The organism is Enterobacter sp. N5-15 (assembly GCF_057221635.1).
Genome location: NZ_CM170150.1, coordinates 1,154,746 through 1,177,515, shown reverse-complemented (window position 1 = coordinate 1,177,515; position 22,770 = coordinate 1,154,746). Strand labels below are relative to the sequence as shown.

Annotated in this window: 20 protein-coding genes and 1 tRNA gene; 8 read left to right on the top strand and 13 right to left on the bottom strand. The window is 56.0% G+C overall.

What is annotated here, in order from left to right; genetic code table 11:
• Positions 1-101 precede the first annotated feature (101 nt).
• From AC2TE5_RS05455 to AC2TE5_RS05430, 6 genes are all read right to left on the bottom strand, one after another.
• Positions 102-2,285, bottom strand: a complete 2,184-nt coding sequence (locus tag AC2TE5_RS05455) for a TonB-dependent receptor (RefSeq protein ID WP_484612790.1) — start codon at positions 2,283-2,285, stop codon at positions 102-104.
• Positions 2,286-2,469: 184 nt separating this feature from the next.
• Entirely contained in the window at positions 2,470-2,745 is a 276-nt protein-coding gene (gene yahO, locus AC2TE5_RS05450; protein ID WP_023310654.1) for a DUF1471 family periplasmic protein YahO, read from the bottom strand.
• A 149-nt stretch (positions 2,746-2,894) separates the two neighbouring features.
• Positions 2,895-3,926 (bottom strand): ABC transporter ATP-binding protein, encoded by a 1,032-nt coding sequence (locus tag AC2TE5_RS05445; protein ID WP_213328781.1) that lies wholly within the window; start codon positions 3,924-3,926, stop codon positions 2,895-2,897.
• Position 3,927: 1 nt separating this feature from the next.
• Positions 3,928-5,502: an ABC transporter permease gene (locus tag AC2TE5_RS05440; RefSeq protein WP_484612789.1), complete on the bottom strand. Its 1,575-nt coding sequence runs from the start codon at positions 5,500-5,502 to the stop codon at positions 3,928-3,930.
• A gap of 24 nt (positions 5,503-5,526) precedes the next feature.
• The gene (locus AC2TE5_RS05435; protein WP_213328783.1) at positions 5,527-6,543 is read right to left on the bottom strand and encodes an iron ABC transporter substrate-binding protein; all 1,017 of its coding nucleotides are present in this window, start codon (positions 6,541-6,543) and stop codon (positions 5,527-5,529) included.
• A 470-nt stretch (positions 6,544-7,013) separates the two neighbouring features.
• A tRNA-Arg gene (locus AC2TE5_RS05430) sits at positions 7,014-7,090 on the bottom strand.
• Between the two features lie 278 nt (positions 7,091-7,368).
• On the opposite strand from AC2TE5_RS05430, the gene AC2TE5_RS05425 reads away from it, so the two are divergent.
• The 3 genes from AC2TE5_RS05425 to fimZ all read left to right on the top strand — a co-directional run bounded on the left by AC2TE5_RS05425 (position 7,369) and on the right by fimZ (position 10,253).
• Positions 7,369-8,067: an EAL domain-containing protein gene (locus AC2TE5_RS05425; RefSeq protein WP_484612788.1), complete on the top strand. Its 699-nt coding sequence runs from the start codon at positions 7,369-7,371 to the stop codon at positions 8,065-8,067.
• A gap of 24 nt (positions 8,068-8,091) precedes the next feature.
• The gene (locus AC2TE5_RS05420; RefSeq protein ID WP_193940306.1) at positions 8,092-8,820 is read left to right on the top strand and encodes a helix-turn-helix transcriptional regulator; all 729 of its coding nucleotides are present in this window, start codon (positions 8,092-8,094) and stop codon (positions 8,818-8,820) included.
• 800 nt (positions 8,821-9,620) lie between these two features.
• On the top strand, positions 9,621-10,253 hold the full coding sequence (gene fimZ / locus AC2TE5_RS05415) for a fimbria biosynthesis transcriptional regulator FimZ (protein ID WP_033144828.1): 633 nt from the start codon (positions 9,621-9,623) through the stop codon (positions 10,251-10,253).
• A gap of 51 nt (positions 10,254-10,304) precedes the next feature.
• On the opposite strand, the gene sfmF is transcribed toward fimZ, so the two are convergent.
• The 6 genes from sfmF to fimA form a co-directional block, all read right to left on the bottom strand.
• Positions 10,305-10,826 (bottom strand): fimbria assembly protein, encoded by a 522-nt coding sequence (gene sfmF, locus AC2TE5_RS05410; protein ID WP_249665870.1) that lies wholly within the window; start codon positions 10,824-10,826, stop codon positions 10,305-10,307.
• Positions 10,827-10,835: 9 nt separating this feature from the next.
• Positions 10,836-11,843, bottom strand: coding sequence for a type 1 fimbria D-mannose specific adhesin FimH (gene fimH / locus AC2TE5_RS05405; RefSeq protein WP_349628221.1), 1,008 nt, complete (start codon positions 11,841-11,843; stop codon positions 10,836-10,838).
• Positions 11,836-14,397 carry a fimbrial biogenesis usher protein gene (locus AC2TE5_RS05400; protein ID WP_484612787.1) on the bottom strand — a complete coding sequence of 854 codons (2,562 nt, stop codon included), beginning with the start codon at positions 14,395-14,397 and terminating at the stop codon, positions 11,836-11,838. Before AC2TE5_RS05400 ends, fimH begins: the two co-directional genes overlap by 8 nt.
• A gap of 14 nt (positions 14,398-14,411) precedes the next feature.
• Positions 14,412-15,104, bottom strand: coding sequence for a type 1 fimbria chaperone FimC (gene fimC, locus AC2TE5_RS05395; protein ID WP_484612786.1), 693 nt, complete (start codon positions 15,102-15,104; stop codon positions 14,412-14,414).
• Between the two features lie 34 nt (positions 15,105-15,138).
• Entirely contained in the window at positions 15,139-15,684 is a 546-nt protein-coding gene (gene fimI, locus AC2TE5_RS05390; RefSeq protein ID WP_024906881.1) for a type 1 fimbrial protein subunit FimI, read from the bottom strand.
• Between the two features lie 68 nt (positions 15,685-15,752).
• Entirely contained in the window at positions 15,753-16,316 is a 564-nt protein-coding gene (gene fimA, locus AC2TE5_RS05385) for a type 1 fimbrial major subunit FimA (RefSeq protein WP_023310641.1), read from the bottom strand.
• Positions 16,317-16,626: 310 nt separating this feature from the next.
• Between fimA and folD the strand changes: the two genes are divergently transcribed.
• From folD to AC2TE5_RS05360, 5 genes are all read left to right on the top strand, one after another.
• Positions 16,627-17,493: a bifunctional methylenetetrahydrofolate dehydrogenase/methenyltetrahydrofolate cyclohydrolase FolD gene (gene folD, locus AC2TE5_RS05380; protein ID WP_484612785.1), complete on the top strand. Its 867-nt coding sequence runs from the start codon at positions 16,627-16,629 to the stop codon at positions 17,491-17,493.
• A gap of 1 nt (position 17,494) precedes the next feature.
• A complete protein-coding gene (gene ybcJ, locus AC2TE5_RS05375) occupies positions 17,495-17,707 on the top strand; it encodes a ribosome-associated protein YbcJ (RefSeq protein ID WP_023334767.1) in 213 nt (70 codons plus the stop codon).
• A 283-nt stretch (positions 17,708-17,990) separates the two neighbouring features.
• The gene (locus tag AC2TE5_RS05370) at positions 17,991-19,490 is read left to right on the top strand and encodes a PTS transporter subunit EIIC (RefSeq protein ID WP_213328786.1); all 1,500 of its coding nucleotides are present in this window, start codon (positions 17,991-17,993) and stop codon (positions 19,488-19,490) included.
• An 83-nt stretch (positions 19,491-19,573) separates the two neighbouring features.
• A complete protein-coding gene (gene malI / locus AC2TE5_RS05365) occupies positions 19,574-20,590 on the top strand; it encodes a Mal regulon transcriptional regulator MalI (protein ID WP_213328787.1) in 1,017 nt (338 codons plus the stop codon).
• Between the two features lie 73 nt (positions 20,591-20,663).
• The gene (locus AC2TE5_RS05360; RefSeq protein ID WP_464282927.1) at positions 20,664-21,185 is read left to right on the top strand and encodes a metal-dependent hydrolase; all 522 of its coding nucleotides are present in this window, start codon (positions 20,664-20,666) and stop codon (positions 21,183-21,185) included.
• 92 nt (positions 21,186-21,277) lie between these two features.
• On the opposite strand, the gene cysS is transcribed toward AC2TE5_RS05360, so the two are convergent.
• Entirely contained in the window at positions 21,278-22,663 is a 1,386-nt protein-coding gene (cysS, locus tag AC2TE5_RS05355) for a cysteine--tRNA ligase (protein ID WP_484612784.1), read from the bottom strand.
• Positions 22,664-22,770 lie beyond the last annotated feature (107 nt).

Sequence of the window (22,770 nt, the reverse complement as noted above, 5' to 3'; positions counted from 1 at the left end):
CCTACCCCTGTCTCTTTTTTAGAAGGGGCACGTTTTAACACTTCATGCTGGAGGTAGCAAGGGATTGGGGCATCCCTGCCCCGGATAACGAGATGGAACGCTTAAAACGCGTAGCCAACCGAGACCTTAAAGGTGCGCGGTTCGCCCTGCGTAATATAGGTACCGGAATCGTCCACGCTGGCCCAGTAGTTTTCATTGGTCACGTTGTCGATGCCCGCGCGAACCGTCATCTGGTTTTCATTGTGGTTCACCGCGAAGCGATAGCGCATTCCCAGATCCAGCGTGGTGTAGCTGTCCAGCTTTTTGGTGTTTGCCAGGTCAGCGTACTGCGCGCCGGAGTGGTTCACGCGGGCGGTGGCGGTCAGGCCGTCAATCGGCTTGATGTCATACTCTGCGCCCAGCACGGCGTAAAAGTTCGGAATACCGATCGCATCGTTGCCCTGATTCACACCATTTTTGGTTTTGGTCAGCTCGGCCTGCAGCCAGGTGGCGCTGGCGTTCAGACGCATGCCCAGCATTGGCTCGCCGAAGACGTTCAGCTCCACGCCACGGTTACGCTGTTCAGCGTCAAGGCCGTAGTGGCCGCTGTCGTCGAGGATCGCCGACGGCATTTTGATTTCGAACAGCGCAAGCGATCCGCCCACGCGGCCAAAGTCCGCCTTCACGCCCACTTCGTTCTGCCTGGAGTGAACGATTCCGGTGCTCTGGCCGTAGTTGGTGGCGGTGTTAGGCGCGGTTTTGCCCGGCTGCAGCGCTTCGGTGTGGTTAGCATAGAGGGAGATCGCCTCCCACGGCTTGTAGACCACGCCGTAGGTGGGCATCCAGCGGCTGCCGTCGAAGCCGTCCGCCGCGTTTTCCGCACCGGTGACTTTGTTATACCCGCGAATGACCACCTTCTGATGGCGCGCGCCCGCGGTGAACAGCAGTTTGTCGTCCAGCACGCCCAGCGTATCGCTCAGCAGCCAGCCCTGCGTACGGGTGCGCCCGCTGGTCAGCGGATCGCTGTACTTCCCGCCGGAGCCGTTGAAGTTGGTGCTGTCCGGCATATCGACGCCGGTATTGTGATAGATGTTGGTGGTCGGGTTATCCTTCGCCGCCGACATTTTCCACGCGATTTTTTCGTTTTTGGTCATCGCCGAATAGCCGACGTTGACCTTGTGCGAGACGAAGCCCGTAGTGAAGTTACCGCGAACGCCCGCCATGCCGCTGACGGAATCGCTGATGCGGTTGGTATCCAGACGGCTGACCGTTGCCTTGCCGCTTTTATCCACCAGCTTCGGCGCGCTGTAGATGCCTTCCTCATGCGCGTGCTGCGCGCCCAGACCGGTATAGGCGGTCCAGCCGTCGGCGATGTCGTACTCGCTGCGCCACATCCCAAATTCGTTTTCGATGTTGCTGTAAGCCCACTTCTGCGAGAAGTTACGATCGTTTTTCGGCGGCTCGGGCACGAAATCCACCGCGGAAATATTGACGCTGGTCGGGCTGCCGTGGAAGGTTTTCTTCTGATAGCCGAGATCCAGCGAGGTGCGGAAGCGGTCACCGGTGTAATCCAGGCCGGTAGAGAGCAGCGTGGTGCGGCGGCGATCGTTCGCAATGCCGGTTTCCCCTTCGCGATGGACCAGGTTCACCCGCGCGCCAAACTGGTCGCTGTCGCCGTAGCGACGGCCCGCGTCGAGCGTGGTGCCAAACTGGGAATCCGAGGTGTAGTCCACGCCGACCTTCGCCTGCGGGAGTTCGCCCGCGTGTTTTGGCTCAAGGTTGATCATCCCGCCCACGCCGGAGCTTGCCGCGCCGTTCATCAGCGAGTTGGCCCCTTTGAAGATCTCTATGCGGTCAACCATCTGGGTATCCACCACCTGGCGCGGCAGCACGCCGGACAGGCCACCGAAGGTCATGTCGTCGCCGTCAAACTTCAGGCCACGGATGCGGTAGGTCTCCGCGCTGTTGCCGTACCCCTGAACGAACTGCACGCCCGCGTCGTTCGCGACGACATCGGCAATGGTTTTCGCCTGCTGATCTTCCACCAGCTTCGAGGTGTAGCTGATGATGTTGAACGGCACGTCCATGGCGTTCTGCTGGCCCAGCATCCCCATGCGCCCACCGTTCGCGACCTGTCCGTCAAGGAAGGCCGGTACCAGCTGGTCGCCGCCGGGTTTGAAATCGCTGGCTGGTGCAGCCTGGACAACGAGGGTGTCCTCTTTTTGATCGTCCGCCGCGAAGGCGGAATGGGTCACCGCGCTAACGGCAAGCGCCAGCAGCGTCTTGTGCATGATGGTGTTGTTCATAGTTAACTCATTTTAAAGTGCGCGCAAAAATGACCCGTTGTCGGGCCTTAGAATGTATTGGGTGCAATGCAAATGAGAACTATACGCATTATCTATGTGTTAGCAAGTGTAACCGCGTTCATGAGGAGGTTTGGCGAAAAAAGAGGGGAACAACCACCCCGTTTCGGGGGTGGCTGCAAAGCTATTATTTTTTCTTGTAGATATTGGCCGTACCGTGAATTTTATTGTTGGTGTTACCTGACGTGAGCACCAGGACATCCGCGCCTTTCTTATCGGCTTTCTCAATCAGTTCTTTTTTTGCATCATCAACCGATACTTCATTCGAGGTGTTTACCGTACCGATTTTTTTATATTGAGATGCAACTTTTTTGAACTCGCTTTTAGTCAGCAGCTGAGCAGCAAAAGCATTGGTTGTAAACAGTAACGCCGTTCCCAACAAAATAGCAGTCGTCTTTTTCATAACCTTTTTCCTTGAGATTAATCAGCAACTACGAAAAACCTCACGCAGTGTGGTGAGGTTTTATGAGCATGGTAGAGAATCTCAGGAAATGCCATATGTTCAGGAAAATTCTTTTATAACAACCCGTTGCATGAAATTACTAACGAGTATTAAGAATATTCGAATACCCGCGCGGTGCCAGCAATATCAATGCGTACCGCCGTGCCCGGGTTCCATCCTGGCTGGCTTACGGTCTTCAGAATCACGGGCTGCTTCTGCCCGGCTAATCCCAGGGTGAGCGTCGACAGCTGTCCGGTGAAGTCCACATCAAGAATCGAGATCGGGCTTTCATGCGCTGCACACGCCGTCACGCGTAATTGTTCAGGGCGCATCATTACCCTGCCCTCTCCTGTCGCCTGCGCGTTGTCCGTCGGCACTTCACCCAGCGCGCACACCGCATACCCGGCAGCGAGCCGAGCAGGCAGGATCACGGCATCGCCCAGAAACAGCGCCGTCTCTTCGTCAACGGGACGGGTGTAGACGTCATAAGGCGTGCCGACCTGCATGAAGCGTCCGGAGCGCATCACGGCAACCTGCGTGGCAAAGGACAATGCTTCGTTCTGATCGTGGGTGACCAGAATCGAGGCCACGCCCGCTTCGGCCAGCAGATCGGCCGTTGCCTTACGCGTCATGGCGCGCAGGCCGGTGTCCAGCGCCGAGAACGGTTCATCCAGCAGCATCAGGGAAGGACGCTGGGCCAGCGCGCGGGCAAGCGCCACGCGCTGCTGCTGTCCGCCGGAAATCTCGTGGGGCCAGTGCGTTGCGAGCTGCCTGTCCAGAGAAACCATCTCCATCAGCGCCTCAACGCGCTGGCGCTTCTCGTGGCGGGTGCCGTCCAGCCCCCAGGCGATGTTGTCTGCCACGTTGAGGTGCGGGAACAGCGCGCCCTCCTGAGGCACGAAACCGATTCGGCGCAGGTGGGCGGGAACAAAACTGTTTTCATCAAACAGCGCTCTCCCCTGCATGACAATGCGCCCGGTGTCAGGCGTTTCGAACCCGGCAAGAATACGCAGCAGCGTGGTTTTCCCCGACCCGGACGGCCCGACAATCGCCGTCCTGCTGCCCGGCGCAACGCTCAGGTTTAAGCTGTCGAGCACCTGCACATCAGAAAACGATTTAGAAATGGCGGTTAATTCAAGCATGTCATAGCCCTGCAATTTTTTTCGACTGCATATAGAGAATGGCGGTCAGCGGGAGTGAAATCAGGATCATCAGCATCGCGTAAGGCGCGGCGGCCACATAGTCAATCTCGCTGGTCAGCGCCCAGAATCCGGTGGAAAGCGTGCGCGTGCCCAGCGGAGAGAGCAGCAGCGTGGCGGTCAACTCGTTGCTGACGCCGAGGAAAACCAGTGCGGCCCCCGCCGCCGCACCCGGCGCGGCCAGCCGCATCGTGACGCTCCAGAGCGCCTTCGCGGGCGTGCTGCCCAGGCTGCGCGCCACGTTTTCCAGCTCGACCGGCGCCTGCGCAATCCCCGCCCGCAGGTTGATGAGCGCGCGGGGCATAAACATCAGCAGGTAGGCCAGGAACAGGGTAATTTCCGTTTGATAAATGGGGCGGGCGTAATGAATGGTGACGGTGACCAGCGCCAGGGCAGTGACGATTCCCGGCAGTGAACTGGTGATATAGATGCACCCTTCCAGCATCCGGAAGATACGGTGCGGATAGCGGATACCGAGCCACGCGATGGGGATCACGCACGCCGTCGTCAGGAGCGCTCCGCCCACGCCGAGCATTAGCGTCTGGCGCAGAGAGTGCCAGAGATCGGCGCTCATCCAGTTTTGCACGCCGCCGAGCCAAATCCAGCGGCACAGGACAATTAGCGGCACGCCTAGCGCCAGCACGATCAGCACGATGAAAAACAGCTGGCCCAGCGCGGCAGCCGCAGGCTTCAGCGGCCAGCGTTTCTGTTCACGCGCGGCCCCGGCGCCAATGCGCGCGTAGCGTGCTTTGCCGCGCGTTACGCCTTCCAGCATCAGGATAGCCAGACAGCACAAGGCCAGCACGCCCGCCAGCATGTTCGCCGCCGGGCCGCTGAAGGTAGACTGGAACTGGTCATAAATTGCCGTGGTGAAGGTATCAAAGCGGATCATCACGTACAGGCCGTATTCCGCCAGCAGGTGCAGCGCCACCAGCAGCGCGCCGCCGCAGATAGCCAGCTTGAGCTGGGGCAGCACCACGCGGAAAAAGACCCGCCACGGCGGCGTTCCCAGCGAAGCGGCGACATCTTCAAGCGTCGGGTCAAGACGACGCAGTACCGCCGCAACCGGCATATAGATAAACGGATAGTAGGCAAGAACGGAGAGGAACACGCCCGCGGAGAGCCCGTGCATGGACGGGACAACGCTCACCCAGGCATAGCTTTGCACAAACGCGGGGATCGCCAGCGGGGCGACCGCCAGCGCAGACCAGATCCCCCGCCCGGCAAGCTGCGTGCGCTCTGTGAGCCAGGCGATTGCCACGCCCGTCACGATACACAGCGGAACCGCTAAAGCCGTCAGCCACAGCGTGTTGCTGAGCAGTTCAGCCACGCGCGGGCGAAACACCAGCGCCTTAATGGTTTCCCAGCCGGTCTCAATGCCAATGGCAATGATAAAACCCAAAGGCAGAAGCGCCATCAATGAAAACCATACAGCTAACGCAACCATCGGCAGCGCAGGACGCCTGCGGGCAGGCTCCTGCACTCTGTTTTTTCCGATGTCGAGACTCAGACCAGACATAAGGCGTTCACTTCACTCTCAGGATCACAGCAGACCGGCTTGCGTCATCAGCTCGATAACTTTTTTACTGTTGAGCGTTGAAGGTTCAACTTTCGGCGCATCAAGATCTTTCAGCGGAACCAGTTTCGGGTTTGAGGCCGCGTTCACGCCCACCGCATACTCAAAGGCATTGTTGGTACGCAGACTTTCCTGCCCTTCTTTACCGGTAATGTATTTGATGAAGGCCTGCGCCTGCGCTTTGTGTTTGCTGGACGCCAGCACGCCGCCGCCGGAGAGGCTTACGAACGCGCCAGGATCCTGGTGTTTGAAGTAGTAGAGCTGGGTGTTTTTGCTGTTTTCACCGGTTTTGGACTGATCGACAAAACGGTAGTAGTGATAAATCACGCCGCCATCAATCTGACCGGCATTAACCGCTTTCATCACGGTGCTGTTGCCTTTATAGGCAACGAAGTTGGCTTTCATCGCCTTGAGCCATTCCAGGGTGGCCTTCTCGCCTTTCAGAGCCAGCATCGCGCTCACGATGGCCTGGAAGTCCGCACCTGACGGGGATGCCGCCCAGCGGCCTTTCCACTCGGGTTTTGCCAGATCCATCAGCGATTTAGGCAGCTGCTGTTCGTTCAGCTTTTCCGGGTTATACACAAACACCGTGCTGCGGGCGGCAATGCCGATCCAACGGCCGTGCGCCGGACGATATTCTGCCGGTACCTGCTTCAGGGTGCCTGCATCCAGCGGCGCAAACAGGCTGGCATTATCCACCAGCACCATTGACGGTGAGTTTTCCGTCAGGAATACGTCGGCCGGTGACGCGCTGCCTTCCTGAACCAGCTGGTTACCCAGCTCGCTGTCATCGCCGTTACGCAGAGTGACTTTAATGCCGGTTTCTTTAGTAAAACCGTCAACCCACGACTTCACCAGGTTTTCGTGCTGCGCGTTATAAACAACGATACCTTCGTTGTTATCGGCGGCAACCGCTTGTGTGGAAAGGAAAAGGGATGAAGACAACAAGGCAAGCGAGAAGCAGGACAGCAGGCGAGAATTCATGAACATATCCTTTATAGACTAACGGGATTAACGACTCATAGCTTTGTGGGACAGGATTAAAGCATACAACAACGCTAATGATAATTAGTATCAATCCAGTTTACGCGTAAAAGTGTAAAATTTCATTTTCGTTGGGTTTGAAGTGATAAAAATCCAGATTTAAAAAACGGATTAATTAAAGATTAAGAAAACCTTAGGCTTCGTGATAACGGCTTTTAATTAGGCTTCTATTTATTACGCGGTTATTTATCTGTTCAGGGAAGAATAATGAAACGGATGACAAACTCTGCCATTAATAATATAGGCGCCTTTCTTGCCGGGTGGCGCTGCGCTTACCCGGCCTACATTTCTCACCGTTGCATGCCCATGCAAGCGTAGTCACGCCGTACGAAACGCATAAAATGCGCGTTGTCTGCAATAACGTTCGAAAAGAGTAAGGAGAGGGAGAGAAGTCAGTACCTGAGACTAAATGGCACGCCCTGTAGGATTCGAACCTACGACCTACGGCTTAGAAGGCCGTTGCTCTATCCAACTGAGCTAAGGGCGCACTGAGAAGCGTGAACTTCGCGGCGGTGAAACGCGAAGAATTATACGGTCAATGGCAGGTGAGTCAATGCCTTTTCCGTTTTCCGCGGCAATTACCGCTAGCCGATTGTAAATACGGCTATTTTCTCAACATTTACCCCTGTTTCACCGTAAAATTTAGCGCTGCGAAAAGGCTTAGTTGCATTTAAGTAACGCCTGCTGTTTTCCTGAACGTCAGCTCGTCACACTAGAGCCAGGTATCCCGGCCGCCTGGAGGCTGACAGACAACAGGACAATGGAGTGACAGCGCAAAACCCGATCGATACGCCCCCCCGGTTACAGTACATTTCTCAGGACATCGTCGGCATTAAGCTAGAGCCCATCGTCGCCCTTTCCTCCATGCGCCAGGTTGGCGTGGAGGTATTAAGCGTTCTGTCCGACACGCGGCACAGCGAGGACTTTTTTTGCGATCGGTCCGCAGACTGGTCGATAACGCTGCTTGAAGCACAGCTTGCCGCGTTAAAAAAACCGCCGCACGGTCATAACCTTTTTATTAATCTGCCGATAACCGTCCTGACAGAGCCTGCGTCTTTTCAGCGACTTATCCGGTTGACCGGCGTGCCGCTCAATATTGAGATTGTCGACCTCGCGTCCTTTTTGGCGCTGCCCGTCGCGCAAAAGCAGCACGTGGTTCAGAATCTGCAGCAGCTTAGCAGACAGGGACACGCTATCTGGCTGGATGACGTGGATGACGTCTTAGTGCAGTCGTTTTTATCCTGCCGACTCCCGTTAAGCGGCATCAAAATAGATAAGGAAGCATTCTGGCGTTTACGCGACACCCCTGCGCTGAGGCAACTGGTTTCCCGTTGCTTTCAGCTGGCCGGGAAAGTGCTTATCGAAGGTATTGAGACTGAACGCGATCGTACCTGGGCACTGCAGGCAGGCGCAGATCTCGGCCAGGGGTATTACTGGCCGTCCTGGACATGGCCGGAGGATTAAAAAGCCATTTCCAGGAGGGAGACCATGCGAATGACAGTGCGCCGTTACCGGCGGCGGCGTACAGGAAGTGATGCACTGGGATTTACGCGCTCACCTTTTGCTCCCCCCTTTTTCGACCGGCTCGAATTTTTGAGCCAGTCCATCAGCCAGCCCCGCAAAACAGACGCCCCGTTTATCCTTCTGGTGACGGAGGATCACTACCTGCGCACCGGTTTTCTCAACGGGCAGTTTCCCCTGAGCAGCTGCTGCGACTACGCCACGCTGGACGACGCTCTTATCGCTCAGACCCAGTGGCCCTCAGCCCGTCTGGTCGTGGATATAGAAAGCCGGTCCACGGGGCTGCTGGAGAGATTGGACCAGTTGAGACGGCATAGCCTGTTTCCTCCGTTCCTGACGCCCTGGCTGTTGGTTCGGGCCGATAATTACGACACCCGCCTCTTCTGCAAAGCGGCAGGCCCCTTTCATGTGCTCGAACGTCAGCTGAACGCCGCCGCGCTCCAGCACAGCCTGCTGGATACCGCCCCTCCGCAGGGTTCCGATAAAGACTGGTTCTCGCGCAATGAATGGCCCATCCTGCAGGAGCTCTCACGGGGCAAGACGCTGCGTCAGATTGCCCTGATGCAGAATCGCCCCTATAGCCGCATTATCTATCGTCTCAGCTGCATCCTGCTGAAGCTGGGGCTCAGCCATCGCCAGGAATTGCTGCACCTTCTTAATAACCTCTCAGACTGCACGTTTTCACTCACGTCCTAACCCCTTATTTCCTAAAGCTGTTTAGGAATTTACTTACCAATTGCGTTGCATAAATGTTAATTTTTAACAATAAAATCGAATTTATAACTATTCCTAATTTATGGGCGTAAACCTTGTGAAATGCCATAAATTGAATGAACGGCAGCACTTTCCTCCATCCGTTAAGTGAATGCAGAAGGCGTTAACAAGATGATAATGATGTAAAAACAAGCAGCTTAGCGACCCCTACCGGGAGTAAAAAGCGAAGCGGGTAGCATGTTCTCCTGTACACCAGATGCCGTTATCTGGTTTAACACAAGCACTTTCAGATGAAGGTCTGACGGGCTGCGAGGGCAATTTTTAACCTTACCGTCGCGGGTTAGCCCCCTGAAATGATGTCTATTTTTGTTAACAACTGATCAACATACAGAGATATCTGTTATTTTTTGTTATTACATAAAGATGAAAATATGCGGTAAATGAGATAATAGGATATTTCCGCTAATTTTAAAAAAATAGCGATTCAGATCCAGAAGATAATACAAACCCATACGCGGATATTAATTTACAGGGTTTTCGGAAAAAACTTACCCTGTATAATAAGATGCGTACCAAATTTGAATAAGAAAAACCTTTTTGCCAACACCAGCCAAATGAGATGACCGCGCTGAGGCATAGTTCTTTTCATTACGTAAACAAGGATGCTTTCGCTCTTTCCAGGGAAATACTACGGTATAGGGATCTGCACATTATATCCTTCCGGCATTTCGAGAGTTTTACCAAACTCTGCATAACGCTTTTAACAATCTGAGGCATTAAAAATGAAACCGGCATCCGTTATCATTATGGACGAACATCCTATCGTCAGAATGTCGATAGAAGTCCTGCTACAGAAAAATAAGAATATCACAGTCAAGCTCAAGTCTGGCGATAGCCATGAAGTCCTTGACTGTATCCGCAATCACCCTATCGATCTGGTGATCCTTGACATAGAACTCACGGGCACGGATGCTTTCGCTTTACTTAAGAGAATCAGAAACTTAAACAAAAACATTAAGGTTCTGTTCCTCTCGTCTAAATCAGAGTTATTTTACGCGGGTCGCGCTATTCGCGCCGGGGCAAATGGCTTCGTCAGTAAACGAAAAGATTTAGGGGAGATCTACAACGCCGTAGAAATGATCCTGATGGGCTATTCTTTTTTCCCATCGGAAACGCTGAACTTTATAAACCATTTGGGTTCAGGGAAAGGGATGGCAGTGGATATGCCATTATCGAATCGCGAGGTTACGGTATTACGGTATCTGGCGAATGGATTATCCAACAAGGAAATTGCTGAACAGCTGCTATTAAGCAACAAGACCATTAGCGCGCATAAATCCAATATTTATTCCAAGCTGGGCGTGCAAAGCATCGTGGAATTAATTGATTACGCCAAAGCCCACGAACTGCTATAACCTGAATTCACTCCCTGCAGCTTATCTGAGCTGCAGGGAGTGCGGTCAGTGCTAATTATAATTAATCATGAAGGTGGCATCCGCATCGGCCTGTCCGGGCTGAGGGTTATCGGCCGTGGCAATATAATTGGCATAAAACGACAGAATCGCATTCCCCTGCGCATCAACCGAGACCGGCTGGCTGGCCTGCTGGAGAGCCAGACGCGTTTTATCCGCATCCCTGATCTCAACGGCGACGTGACTTGCTGTACTGGCGTCATTCAGCGCCAGCAAGCCGCTATTGCTCCCGTCGGCTTTACCCGAAAACGTAATGGACGCCGCGCCCGGCGGACAGCCGGTCAGCTTCAGCGTAAACGGCATGGGCTGCGTGCGGCTCCCGGTGGTGCTGAGCTGCTTCGTGGGCCAGGTGCCCAGCGTGACGGTCTTGTCGCTGTCGCTGCCCTCGGCAACGCAGGTAAAATCGACGATATTGCCGTAGAGCCGAATGTTAATCTCGCCCAACGCGGTGTCCGCCTGAGCCTGTGTGCAAAGCGCAAAGAGCGCCACGGTGATAAAACGGATCCCGTTTCGCATATTGGCTCCTTAGTCGTAATCCACGCGCAGATACCCGCGCGAGGTGAAGCGCCCTTCCGCTGGCTTATTGCCCGTCACGCTCACCGGCCAGACCCGGATCCCCACCTGCGCCTGCGCGCTGTCGTCGAGGCGGAACGGAATTTTGCTCGTCAGGTTGTTGGGCGTGAGCGGCGCCCCGCTCTCGTTGGCAATGATGAACCCCACGTCCGGGTTATCCGACACCAGCACATTATCAGAGACTTTTTCCGCCTCGACGCGCATCGTCAGCATGGCGTTCGCCTCCACGTTGGTGCATTTGATTGCAATGGTTTTGCTTTGCGATGAGACCCCCTCCGGCTTGTTACCCACGCCCGCCTTGCTGAACAAGGAGGCGCCAATGTCACCGAAATCAAACTCCACCACGTTACCGGCATTAATGGCGCAGCTTTGCGGCACCTGAATGGTTCCGCTGTAGCTGATGGTATAGACCGGCGTGGTTAAAGGATCGGATGAAGTTGTGGTGACGTAGACGCGGAACATGGTGGCACGCGGGATCACCACCATGTTGATAAAACGACGGGTCACCTTAAGACGGAAGACAAGGCTGGAGTCCTGAACGCCAAACGGTTTGTTTTTGGAGACGTTAGGATGGCTCCCCATCTGGATATAGCTTTTTGGCGGATAAAACACGCCAGCATAGCTGTCCGTGATTTTCATGGCCCCGTCCAGATAATCGTTAAGCTTCAGATACTGGTAGCCATCGCTGGTCCCGGTGATCGTGTAATCCGTCACATAGCTGCGCTTGGTGGTATTCCCGACGGTGCCCTTCGGGCAGACGGCATTCACCCCTACCCACTGCGACTTCTCGCTGAGCGTCACGACCTGCCCGACCTGGTTATTCGAGCTATTGAATTTATCCGTCAGGTCGTAATGCACCTCCGTCGGCACGCCTTTTTCATTGACGCACACGGTCGCCAATGCGTTTGTCGCGGGCAGTAACGCCAGCAGCGACAGGGCAAAGATTTGGGTTTTAATCACAGCCGATCCCCTTAAGTGTGATTGCCTGTTGCAGGCTCTGTTCAGACAAGCTGTAAGGTGCGCGACACTGGGACTGCGCCCCGTCGCCCCACTGGATCAGCAGTTCGCCTTCCAGCGGCAGCCCACTCAGGTAAATTTGTCCGTCATCCCCCACCATGCTGGTGACGCCGCTTTTGGTCTCACGCACCACCGCGCCGAACGGCACCGGCTGGTTGCCGCGCATTACCGTCAGCAGGGCGCGCACGCCAATGCGGGTATCGAAGCTGGCGCGCACCAGCGCGCCTTTGGTCGGCACCACGCTGCTCACGTTGTTTTCGATATCGGTGTTGTTGCTCATGGTGTTGGTATCCAGCGCCACGCGGTTGTAGCGGTAGACGGTGGCATACGGCATCACCGCGTAGCCTCGCCAGTCGGTTTTCACCCCGGTCTGGTTTTCAATACTGACGCCTGATGCCCCCGGCGCTTTGATCAGCACGTTGGTGTCGCCCAGCGGCTGGCTGAAAGTCACGCCGTCGGCGTGGCCGACCACCCCGCCGGAGAGCTGCCAGTTGAGATCGTGCTGGTCGCGGGAATAGTTGTAGCCCACGCCCAGCGTGCCGTAGGTCGCCTGCCAGTTGGCGCTGGCGCTTCCGCTTGAGCCGTTGGTGCTGGCGTGCCCCTGGGTCACGCTATAGTTCAGGTTGCGGTCCTCCAGCAGCGTTCCGCTGACGCCGGTTTGCCAGCTTGTGTCGCCATCGCTGTTTCGACTGGCGGATGCCGTAGCGTAGGCGCGGTCAATCGCGCTGTCCCGGCGATAGCCCTGACGGGTAAAGAGACTGAACGGCACGGAGACGTTAAACGACGCGATCCGATCGGTACCGTCTATCCCAACGGATTTGTTCCACGACCACGAGACGGAGTAGTTGATCCCCTTCACGCCTCCCGCGTAGCCCAGCTGGTACCAGCGGTTCGTCTCGTCCGTTCCCCAGTAGGTCTGCTCGCTACCGGAGATATAGACCGAGCCATAGTCCCCCAGCGACTGAGACACGTTGAGCTGGAAGCGGCCTTTTTTATTCCACGTCAGGTTGTGATAGCTCTGCACGTCCGGCACATCGCTATCGTTCTGGCTATCGGCATACTGATAGCCCTCCATTGAACGCCAGGCGACATCGTCGAGGGTGTAAAACCCTTTTGTGGAGTAGCGATAGCCCAGCAGCTGGAAGTTGGTGCCGAAGCCGTTAAGGGATTTCGCGTAGAGGAAGCGCAGAGACTGCCCTTCATGCTTGCTGTCGTCCGCGAGCTGGCTGCGGGCGTGGGTGATATCGAGCGAGACCGCGCCCCAGTCACCCAGGTTTTTCCCGGCCCCGACGGCCACCGCGGTATAGCGTGACGCCAGCTGTGTCCCGCCGTAGAGCGTGTAGCCGTTGGCAAGACCGGTAATCAGGGTGCCCTGGGTGAAGAACGGCGTATCCTGATCGCTGTTCCCGCTGCGGTAATCCCCCGCGACGAGGTCGTACTTCCAGCGCCCTTCACGCTGCAGGAGCGGCACGGTGGAGTACGGCACGGTATAGCGCTGCTGGGTGCCGTCTTTCTCTTCGACCGTGACTTCCAGGTCACCGCTTGAGGAGGTCGGGTTAAGATCGGTAATGGCAAATGCGCCCGGCTGGACGTAGCTTTGATAGATAACGTAGCCATTCTGGCGAACCACCACTTTGGCGGGCGTACGGGCGATCCCGCGCACGGTCGGCGCGTAGCCCTGCAGGCTGTCCGGGTACATGCTGTCAGACGAGAAGAGCCGGCCGCCGCGAAAACCCATGCTGTCGAAAACGTCATTCCCGGTATTGCTGTCGCCCAGCACCAGTTCGCTTTTAAGCGGAATGACGGTGCGCTGCGCCCAGGTGCCAATATTCTGCCACTCGCTGTGCCGCTGCCCGTTATTCTGCGTGTACCGCCATGCGCCGTTGTTACGTAAACGCCAGGCGCCATAGTTCAACCCGCTCTGCAGGTTGAGGTAATAGCTGTCGTCTTCGCTTCCCCGGTTACCGGTGAAGCTGTAGTTCACCAGCGCGGCGGGAATGCCTTCATCCCACTGTTCGGGCGGAATGTAGCCCCGGGCGCTGTTTTGCAACGCCACCTGCGGCAGGCTGACGTCCAGACGCTGTGAGGCAAAGTTGAATGCCGTTTCGCTGCCGGGTATAGCCGTGGCCAGCGGAACGCAGGTCTCGCCCTGCACCTTAGCCAGCTCGGGAAACGCCGCGACGTTAACGCCAAAGCGATCGAGCATCGCGCGCGTAATGCAGGCCGATAAACCGCCCGCCACCGGCGGCGTGTTTTCGGCCTGCTCAAAACGCACGTCCTGGGTACCGATAAACTCATCGTTACGCCAGATATCCACGCGATAAACGCCGGGTGCCTGCTGGTGTCCTTGTTCAAAACGCGACAAATCCGCCACGCTGGCGGCGTCGTCGGACAAGAAGGCCGGGTTGAAATAACTTTCGCTCCAGCCAGCCTGCGGCCAGAGCGCAGCCATCAGCGCCAGTGCAACCGGGCAGTAACGTCTCTGGTGGTTTTTCATCGCCCTGACTCTGCTCACAGGTTGACGCTACGCGCCGGAGTGATGGCACCGTAGTCATTCACGCTCTGCCAGGAAAGCGTGCCGCTGGCACCGGCTGGCAGCACCTGCTGAGCCGAGCTTTTCGGCGCAACCATCAGGTTATCCAGCTGCTGCCCGTCCAGCTTCAGATTGACGAGGGTGATGTAATACGGAGAAGCGTTGCTGACTTTGAGATGGTTGCCCGCGCGCTCAAACCGCAGCTGGGAAAGCGCCTCTTCCGGCTGCATCGCCAGGTTGTTCGGGCGCACAAACAGCTTGATGCGCGAGAGGATCGCCAGCTGCAGCACGTTATTGTTTTCTGTTTTCGCTTTGTTCACCGACGGGATCGCCTTCACGTTCATGTAAAAGAGCGATTCGCGATCGGCAGGCAGCGCCGGCCCGGCGTAAATAATACGCAGCGTGTTTTCACTGTTCGGCTCGCTAACAAACAGGGGCGGGGTGACGGCAAAGGTTTTTTCTTTTTGCCCGCTCGCATTTTCGATCCACGCGTTAATTAAATAGCGTTCCTGTTTGTTGCTGTTGGTGATCGCCAGCGACGTTTGTTTCGCCTCTGCCGGATAAATAACGCGCGTGGCCCCCAGCGCAATACCGCCGGAAGCATTTGCGCAGGCAGAAACCATCATCAAAATAAACGATAAAAAAAGTCCTGGTTTAATTAGGGTATTCATCACAACCGTACCTTTAATAATGTGTTCGCAGGTGTTATGGATAAATCAACGTAAACCAGACATCCGACTGAATTTTGCCTGGCTCGAGGTGTTCGGAAATAGCCCGATAGCGGGCGCTAAAATGGAACGCGAGCTCGCGGGTCTCGATCGGCAGCCAGCTGACGGCCGTGGCGTTTGGGATAATCTGACGCTGCTGTTCGTCAAAGAGCGCCAGCCCCACGCCGCTGCTGACGGGCGTTTCACCCGGCCGCGATGTCGCCAGAAAGACCTGCGGATCCTCTGCGGGTGTGACGCCCTGAAACTGGATCCCCACGGTGCGCGAAACATCAACGCTGCAGTCCAGCAGCCGCACGGTGAAAGGCACATTCACCGTGGAAAAACTGCCCACACCGGAAAATGAATTGGTTCGGTACTGCCCCATGTCGATGCGCATATTCTGGCTGTCGGGGGCCACGGCGCAGCCGCCGTTCACCAGCTCACCCCGGAGATGAACCTTGCCACCTTCGATCACCACGGTATGCGCCGATGCCGGGCAAGCCATCGCAAGGGTTAACAGCAGTAGTGTTCCAGTCCTTGTCATCCTTCGTTCCTGGCATTTGCGTATGACGGGCCTCGTCCCTGAGGCCTGAACATCCCTGTGCGGAGGAATTACTCGTATTTCATTACGAAGGTGGCGTCAGCGTTCGCCTGGCCCGGCTCGGTGGTGGCAGCCGTTGATTTATAACGCGCGGTGAACTTCAGGGTGTTGGTCCCTTCGATCAGCGTCTGCGCAGCAGAGAAGGTCGCGCCGTCTGGGGTCAGAACGCTGGATTTGCTGTCGAGGATCTCGATACCCACGCCTTTCGCGGTGTTGTCGTTGTTACCGGAGGTCACAGCCAGCAGGGTTTTGTCGGTTGGGTCGATCTGACCGGTGAACGCAACAGCTGCAGTTTTGGCAACCAGCGGATCGCAATCATTCAGTTCAATGTTGAATGGAATATTAGAGGTGGTATCGCCCACTTTGGTAAATTTCGCGGTGCGATACTGACCCAGATTAACGGTCTGCTCGGAAGAATCAGTATTTACTGAACAAGCCGCATTAACCAGCTCACCTTTAAAATGTACGGTACCGCCATTTACGGAAACCGGCGCAGCAGGATCTGCTGCATTTGCGGCACCCGCAACCAGGGCCAAAGTTGCAATAACAGTAGAAGCAATGTTGCTGAGTTTCATGTCTATTCCTTTAAAATGTAAATAACCCTTCCCGCGAATAATCGGGAATAAGAAATACGTTCAATTGAGTAATTGAAAGCTTATTTCGGAGGAGACAAAGTAGCTCAGGAAGCGATTTTTAAATATGTCAAAACGCTGCCATTTCGCCAGGTCACATCCTAATCCCGCCTAAGAAATTGACCATCCACTAAGAAGGGTTTTTGCGTCTCACTGATAAAAACGCGTAAAGGGTGACTGACAGCGACGCTCGCTTCTGACAAAATACACGCCATCCCCCCTTTCAAACGTTACAGACGGAATCTTCTCTCTGATGGCAGCAAAGATTATTGACGGTAAAACGATTGCGCAGCAGGTGCGCTCTGAGGTCGCGGAAAAAGTGAAGGCGCGTAAAGCTGCCGGAAAACGCGCCCCCGGGCTGGCCGTTGTGCTGGTTGGTAGCAACCCTGCATCGCAGATTTATGTCGGCAGCAAACGCAAAGCGTGTGAAGAGGTGGGCTTCGTCTCCCGCTCTTACGATTTGCCGGAAACCACCAGCGAAGCAGAACTGCTGGAACTTATTGACACCCTGAATGCCGATAAAGAAATCGACGGTATTCTGGTTCAGCTGCCTCTGCCGGCGGGTATCGACAACGTGAAGGTGCTGGAGCGTATCGCGCCGGATAAAGACGTGGACGGTTTCCATCCGTACAACGTTGGCCGCCTGTGCCAGCGCGCGCCGCGTCTGCGACCGTGCACGCCGCGCGGGATTGTGACGCTGCTGGAGCGTTATAACATTGACACCTACGGACTCAACGCCGTGGTTATCGGCGCGTCCAACATCGTGGGCCGTCCGATGAGCATGGAGCTGCTGCTGGCCGGCTGCACCACCACCGTCACCCACCGCTTCACCAAAAACCTGCGTCACCACGTCGAGAACGCCGATCTGCTGATCGTCGCGGTCGGCAAGCCGGGCTTTATTCCGGGCGAGTGGATTAAAGAGGGTGCGATCGTTGTGGACGTCGGGATTAACCGTCTGGAAAACGGCAAAGTGGTCGGTGACGTGGTGTATGAAGATGCCGCGGCTCGCGCCTCTTACATTACTCCAGTACCGGGCGGCGTAGGCCCGATGACCGTAGCCACGCTGATTCAGAATACTTTGCAGGCGTGCGAAGAATATCACGACGTAGGGGACGCGTAAGATGGCGACTTTTTCATTAGGTAAACACCCGCACGTTGAGCTGTGCGATCTGCTGAAGCTGGAAGGCTGGAGCGAAAGCGGCGCGCAGGCGAAAATCGTTATCGCCGACGGGCTGGTGAAAGTCGACGGAGTAGTGGAAACCCGCAAGCGCTGCAAGATTGTCGCGGGGCAGACCGTGAGCTTTGAAGGACAGAGCGTAACCGTTACGGCCTGAGCCGTTTGATGCCCGGTGGCGCTGCGCTTACCGGGCCTACGTACTGTCTCCGTTTGTAGGCCGGGTAAGGCGAAGCCGCCACCCGGCAATTTCTCTCACAATCCCCTCACACCCATCGCGGTTATTTATCGATCGACTTCAAATAATCACTATTTCATCTGTTGAAACGTGAAAATTCAGTTGCGCGTTTTTCACTCTTTGCCCACGATAAGTAGAACGTTCTACTAAAACGTTCTACTTACAATAACAGCGCCAAAAAAAGCGCTACTCGGGGGAAATCAGCATGGGTCTGATATCAGGGTTTGTTAAATCGCTGTCAAAGTTATCGATGATTGGTCGCGCCTTAATGCTGCCAATTTCACTGCTTCCCGCTGCGGGCCTGCTGCTGGCCTTCGGCGATAAGTTTCATCTGCCGCTGATGATGAACGCGGGCGGGGTTATTTTTGATAACCTGCCGATGCTGTTTGCCATTGGCTCCGCCGTGGGTCTGGCGTCAGAATCCGGTATTGCGGCGCTGTCTGCGGCCGTTTCGGTGTTTGTTACGAATATCACCATCAGCACCGTGCTGAGCATCACGCCGGAGATGGCCTCCCAGGGCGGGAAATACGCCATGGTGGTCGGTATCCCGACGCTGCAGATGGGCGTCTTCGGCGGCCTGATCTGCGGTATTCTCGCGGCCTGGTGCTATAACCGCTTCCACACCATGCAGCTGCCGGAGTTCCTGGGCTTCTTCTCCGGTAAGCGCTTCGTGGCCATTGCAACGGCGTTCCTCTCGTTCCTGATGGGGCTGCTGCTGCCGTACGTCTGGCAGCATATTCAGGCCGGTATCGACGCGCTCTCCGTGGTGGTGAACGGCGATAATCAGGCGGCGTCGACCTTTATCTTCGGTCTGGTGGAGCGCGCGCTGATCCCGCTCGGTCTGCACCACATCTGGTACCCGTCCTTCTGGTATTCGTTCGGGGATTACACCACCCAGGCAGGCCAGGTGATCCACGGCGACCAGACTATCTGGTTCAAGATGCTGGAAGAAGGGGTGAAATCCTTCAGCAGCGACACCTACCAGAACGCCGGTAAGTTCATGCAGGGTGAATTCCCGCTGATGCTGTTCGCGCTGCCTGCAGCGTGCCTGGCGATGTATCACGAAGCCCATACGAAGAATAAGAAAATCGCGGCCGGTATTCTGTTCTCTGCGGCGCTGACCTGCTTCCTGACGGGGATCACCGAGCCGGTCGAGTTTACCTTTATCTTCGTGGCGCCAATCCTGTACGTCTTTAACGCCATCATGGCGGGTCTGGCCTACATGACCATGTATCTGCTGCATGCGCATATCGCCAAGTCATTCTCCGCGGGCTTTATCGACTATCTGTCATTCGGGATCCTGCCGTCCTTTAACGGTTACAAGACCAACTTCCTGAATGCCATTATCATCGGCATTCCTATGGGCCTGATCTATTACTTCACGTTCCGCTTTGTGATCCGTCGTTTCGACGTGAAAACGCCGGGCCGCACTGAAGTGACCGCCAACGCGGATGATAAGTCTGATTCAGAACTCGCAACCGAGATCATCTCCCTGCTGGGCGGGGCGCATAACATCGATTCCGTCGGCGCCTGTATCACCCGTCTGCGTCTGGAAGTGGCAAAAAGCGAGGTGGTGGATAAAGACGGCCTGAACGGACTCGGCGCGCGCGGCGTGGTCTTCGTCGGCGACAACGGTATTCAGGTGATTTTCGGTGCCAGAGCACAGTTTATCGCCCAGACCATGTCCACCATGATCGGCAAATAATAAGATGCCTGAGCGACACGTCTCCTGTACGCTGGGAGACGTGTTTTATCTGGCTGATAATCGGCAAATTTCAGGGAGCGGTTTTGAAGAAAGTCAGCATTATTGATGTCGCAAAGCGCGCGGGCGTTTCGGTCTCAACCGTATCGCTGGTTTTGCGCCAGAAAGGGAAAATCTCAGAGGCAACGATCGAGAAGGTCAACGCTGCCATCAATACGCTGGGCTATGTTCATAACGTCGCCGCTGCCAACCTCCGCGCCAATACGTCCAATCTGATTGGCCTGATCCTCCGTGACTTTAGCGACAGCTTCTCCATCAAGGTGATGGCGAGTATCGTCCAGGATCTTGAAAAACAGGGGTATATGGTTTTTCTCGGCCAGCCCCAGAACGATCATGACCATCTTGAGCGCTGCCTGCTGTCGTTTAAGCAGCAGGGCGTCGCCGGGGTTATCTATCTGGCCTCGGATACCCGCACGTCTACCCTGCCGGAACAGATTCGCCGCTGCCCGCTGCCGCTGGTGGTGGTCTCTCAGTCGCTGCTGGATGAAAAATGCAATCTGGTGATGCGCGACAACCGTCAGGCGGCAAACCTGGCGGTGCGTTATCTTATCGAGCGCGGCCATCGCAATATCGCCTACATTGGCGGACGTGAAGGCTGCCTTATCCGCGAGCAGCGCCTGCTCGGTTTTCGCAGCGCGATGACGCAAAACGGGCTGGTCTGGCGCGATGAATACTCTCCGGCCTGCAGCGATGACACCCTGGCCGCGGGTTTCGCCACCCGCCAGCTGCTGGAAAAGAACAACACCATCACAGCCCTGCTCTGCCACTCGCCGGATGCCATGATCGGCTCCATCTCCGGTATTCACCAGGTAGGACGAACGGTGGGTAAAGACGTGTTTTTGACACAGCAGGTTGCGCTGGTCGGTTTCGAAGATATGCTGCACGTTAACCTCACCTCGCCGTCTTTTACCTACGTGTCGTCCGCCAGCGAAGAGACGGGGCGTCAGGCTGCCGGGCTGATTATCCGCACACTGAAGGAGCCGACGCTGCAAACCCAGCGCATTACGCTTTCCGGGCAGCTTATCGCGCGCGAGTCGGCGTAAAATCAGAATGTAGAACAGGTCTGTTAGCGCGAGATTACTGCTATATTTCCATGATTTGCCATGGATAATGTCAATGCCTACCGTTATTACGCACGCTGCTGTTCCGCTTTGTCTGGGCTTAGGCCTGGGAACCAAAGTGATTCCTCCCCGCCTGCTGTTTGCCGGAATTGTCCTCGCCATGCTGCCGGATGCCGACGTGCTGGCGTTCAAGTTCGGCGTCGCGTACGGCAATGTTTTCGGCCATCGCGGCTTTACCCACTCCCTGCTGTTCGCCTTTGTGGTGCCGATACTTTGCGTGCTGATTGGCCGACGATGGTTCCGGGCCAGCCTGACGCGGTGCTGGCTGTTTTTAACGGTGTCACTGCTGTCGCACAGCCTGCTGGATTCGATTACCACGGGCGGGAAAGGCGTCGGCTGGCTGTGGCCATGGTCAGATGAACGCTTCTTTGCGCCGTGGCAGGTCATTAAGGTCGCGCCGTTTGCGCTCTCACGCTATACCACGCCGTACGGGCATCAGGTGATCGTTTCAGAACTGCTGTGGGTGTGGCTGCCGGGGGTAGTGCTGATGGGGTTGCTGTGGTGGAAACGGAGGTAAAAGCAAAACGGCAACTCAAGTTGCCGTTTTTAGTGTTTGCACCCTCTCCCTGTGGGAGAGGGCTGGGGTGAGGGCATCAGCGCGCACCAGACTTACTTACGGCGCCAGGTCGTTCCCTGTGGGCCATCTTCCAGAATGATGCCCATCTCGGTCAGACGGTTACGCGCCGCATCTGCCGCCGCCCAGTCTTTCGCCTGACGCGCTTCCAGACGCGCTTTGATCAACGCTTCAATTTCCGCCACTTCACCGTCGTCCGCCTGCGCACCGCTCTGCAGGAACACGTCCGGATCCTGCTCCAGCAGGCCGAGCACGGAGGAGATCTTACGCAGATGGGACGCCAGCGCATTCGCCGCGGCCAAATCTTCTGACTTCAGGCGGTTCACTTCGCGCGCCATGTCGAACAGCACGGAGTAGGCTTCCGGGGTGTTGAAGTCGTCGTTCATCACCTCAACAAAGCGAGCTTCGAACGCTTCGCCACCTGCCGCAGGAACAGACCTGTCGGTCCCGCGCAGCGCGGTGTACAGACGCTCCAGCGCCGAGCGCGCCTGCTTCAGGTTCTCTTCGCTGTAGTTCAGCTGGCTGCGATAGTGGCCGGACATCAGGAAGTAGCGCACGGTTTCCGCATCGTAATACTTCAGCACGTCGCGCACGGTGAAGAAGTTACCCAGCGATTTAGACATCTTCTCGCGGTCAACCATTACCATCCCGGAGTGCATCCAGTAGTTAACGTACTCGCCGCCGTGTGCGCAGGTAGACTGCGCGATTTCGTTTTCATGGTGCGGGAACATCAGGTCCGAACCGCCGCCGTGAATGTCGAAGTGCTTGCCCAGCTGTTTGCAGTTCATTGCGGAACATTCAATGTGCCAGCCCGGGCGGCCTTCGCCCCACGGGGATGGCCAGCTTGGTTCGCCCTCTTTGGACATTTTCCACAGCACGAAGTCCATCGGGTTACGCTTCACGTCAACCACGTCAACGCGCGCGCCGGCCTGGAGCTGATCCAGATCCTGACGGGAAAGCGAACCGTAGGTTGGGTCCGTCGGCACGGAGAACATCACGTCGCCGTTTTCGGCCACGTAGGCGTGACCGCGCGCGATCAGCTTCTCGGTGATGTCGATAATTTCATGAATATGGTGGGTTGCGCGCGGCTCGCTGTCCGGACGCAGAATATTCAGGGCGTCGAAATCTTTGTGCATCTCGACGATCATGCGATCGACCAGCGCAACGAAGCTTTCGCCGTTTTCATTAGCGCGCTTGATAATTTTATCGTCGATGTCGGTGATATTACGCACGTATTTCAGGGTATAGCCCAGAAAACGCAGGTAGCGTGACACCACGTCAAAAGCGACAAAGGTACGGCCATGGCCGATGTGACAGAGATCGTAAACCGTAATACCACACACGTACATGCCGACTTCCCCGGCATGGATAGGTTTAAATTCCTCTTTTTGGCGCGTCATTGTATTAAAGATTTTTAACATCGAAGATTCCATGTAAACACGTGTGTGGTTGAAAACCGGCTATTCTACCCGTAATTCAAACCCGAAGCAGCACACAATGCAAGGTGATCGCATCCTGTGGTTATGCT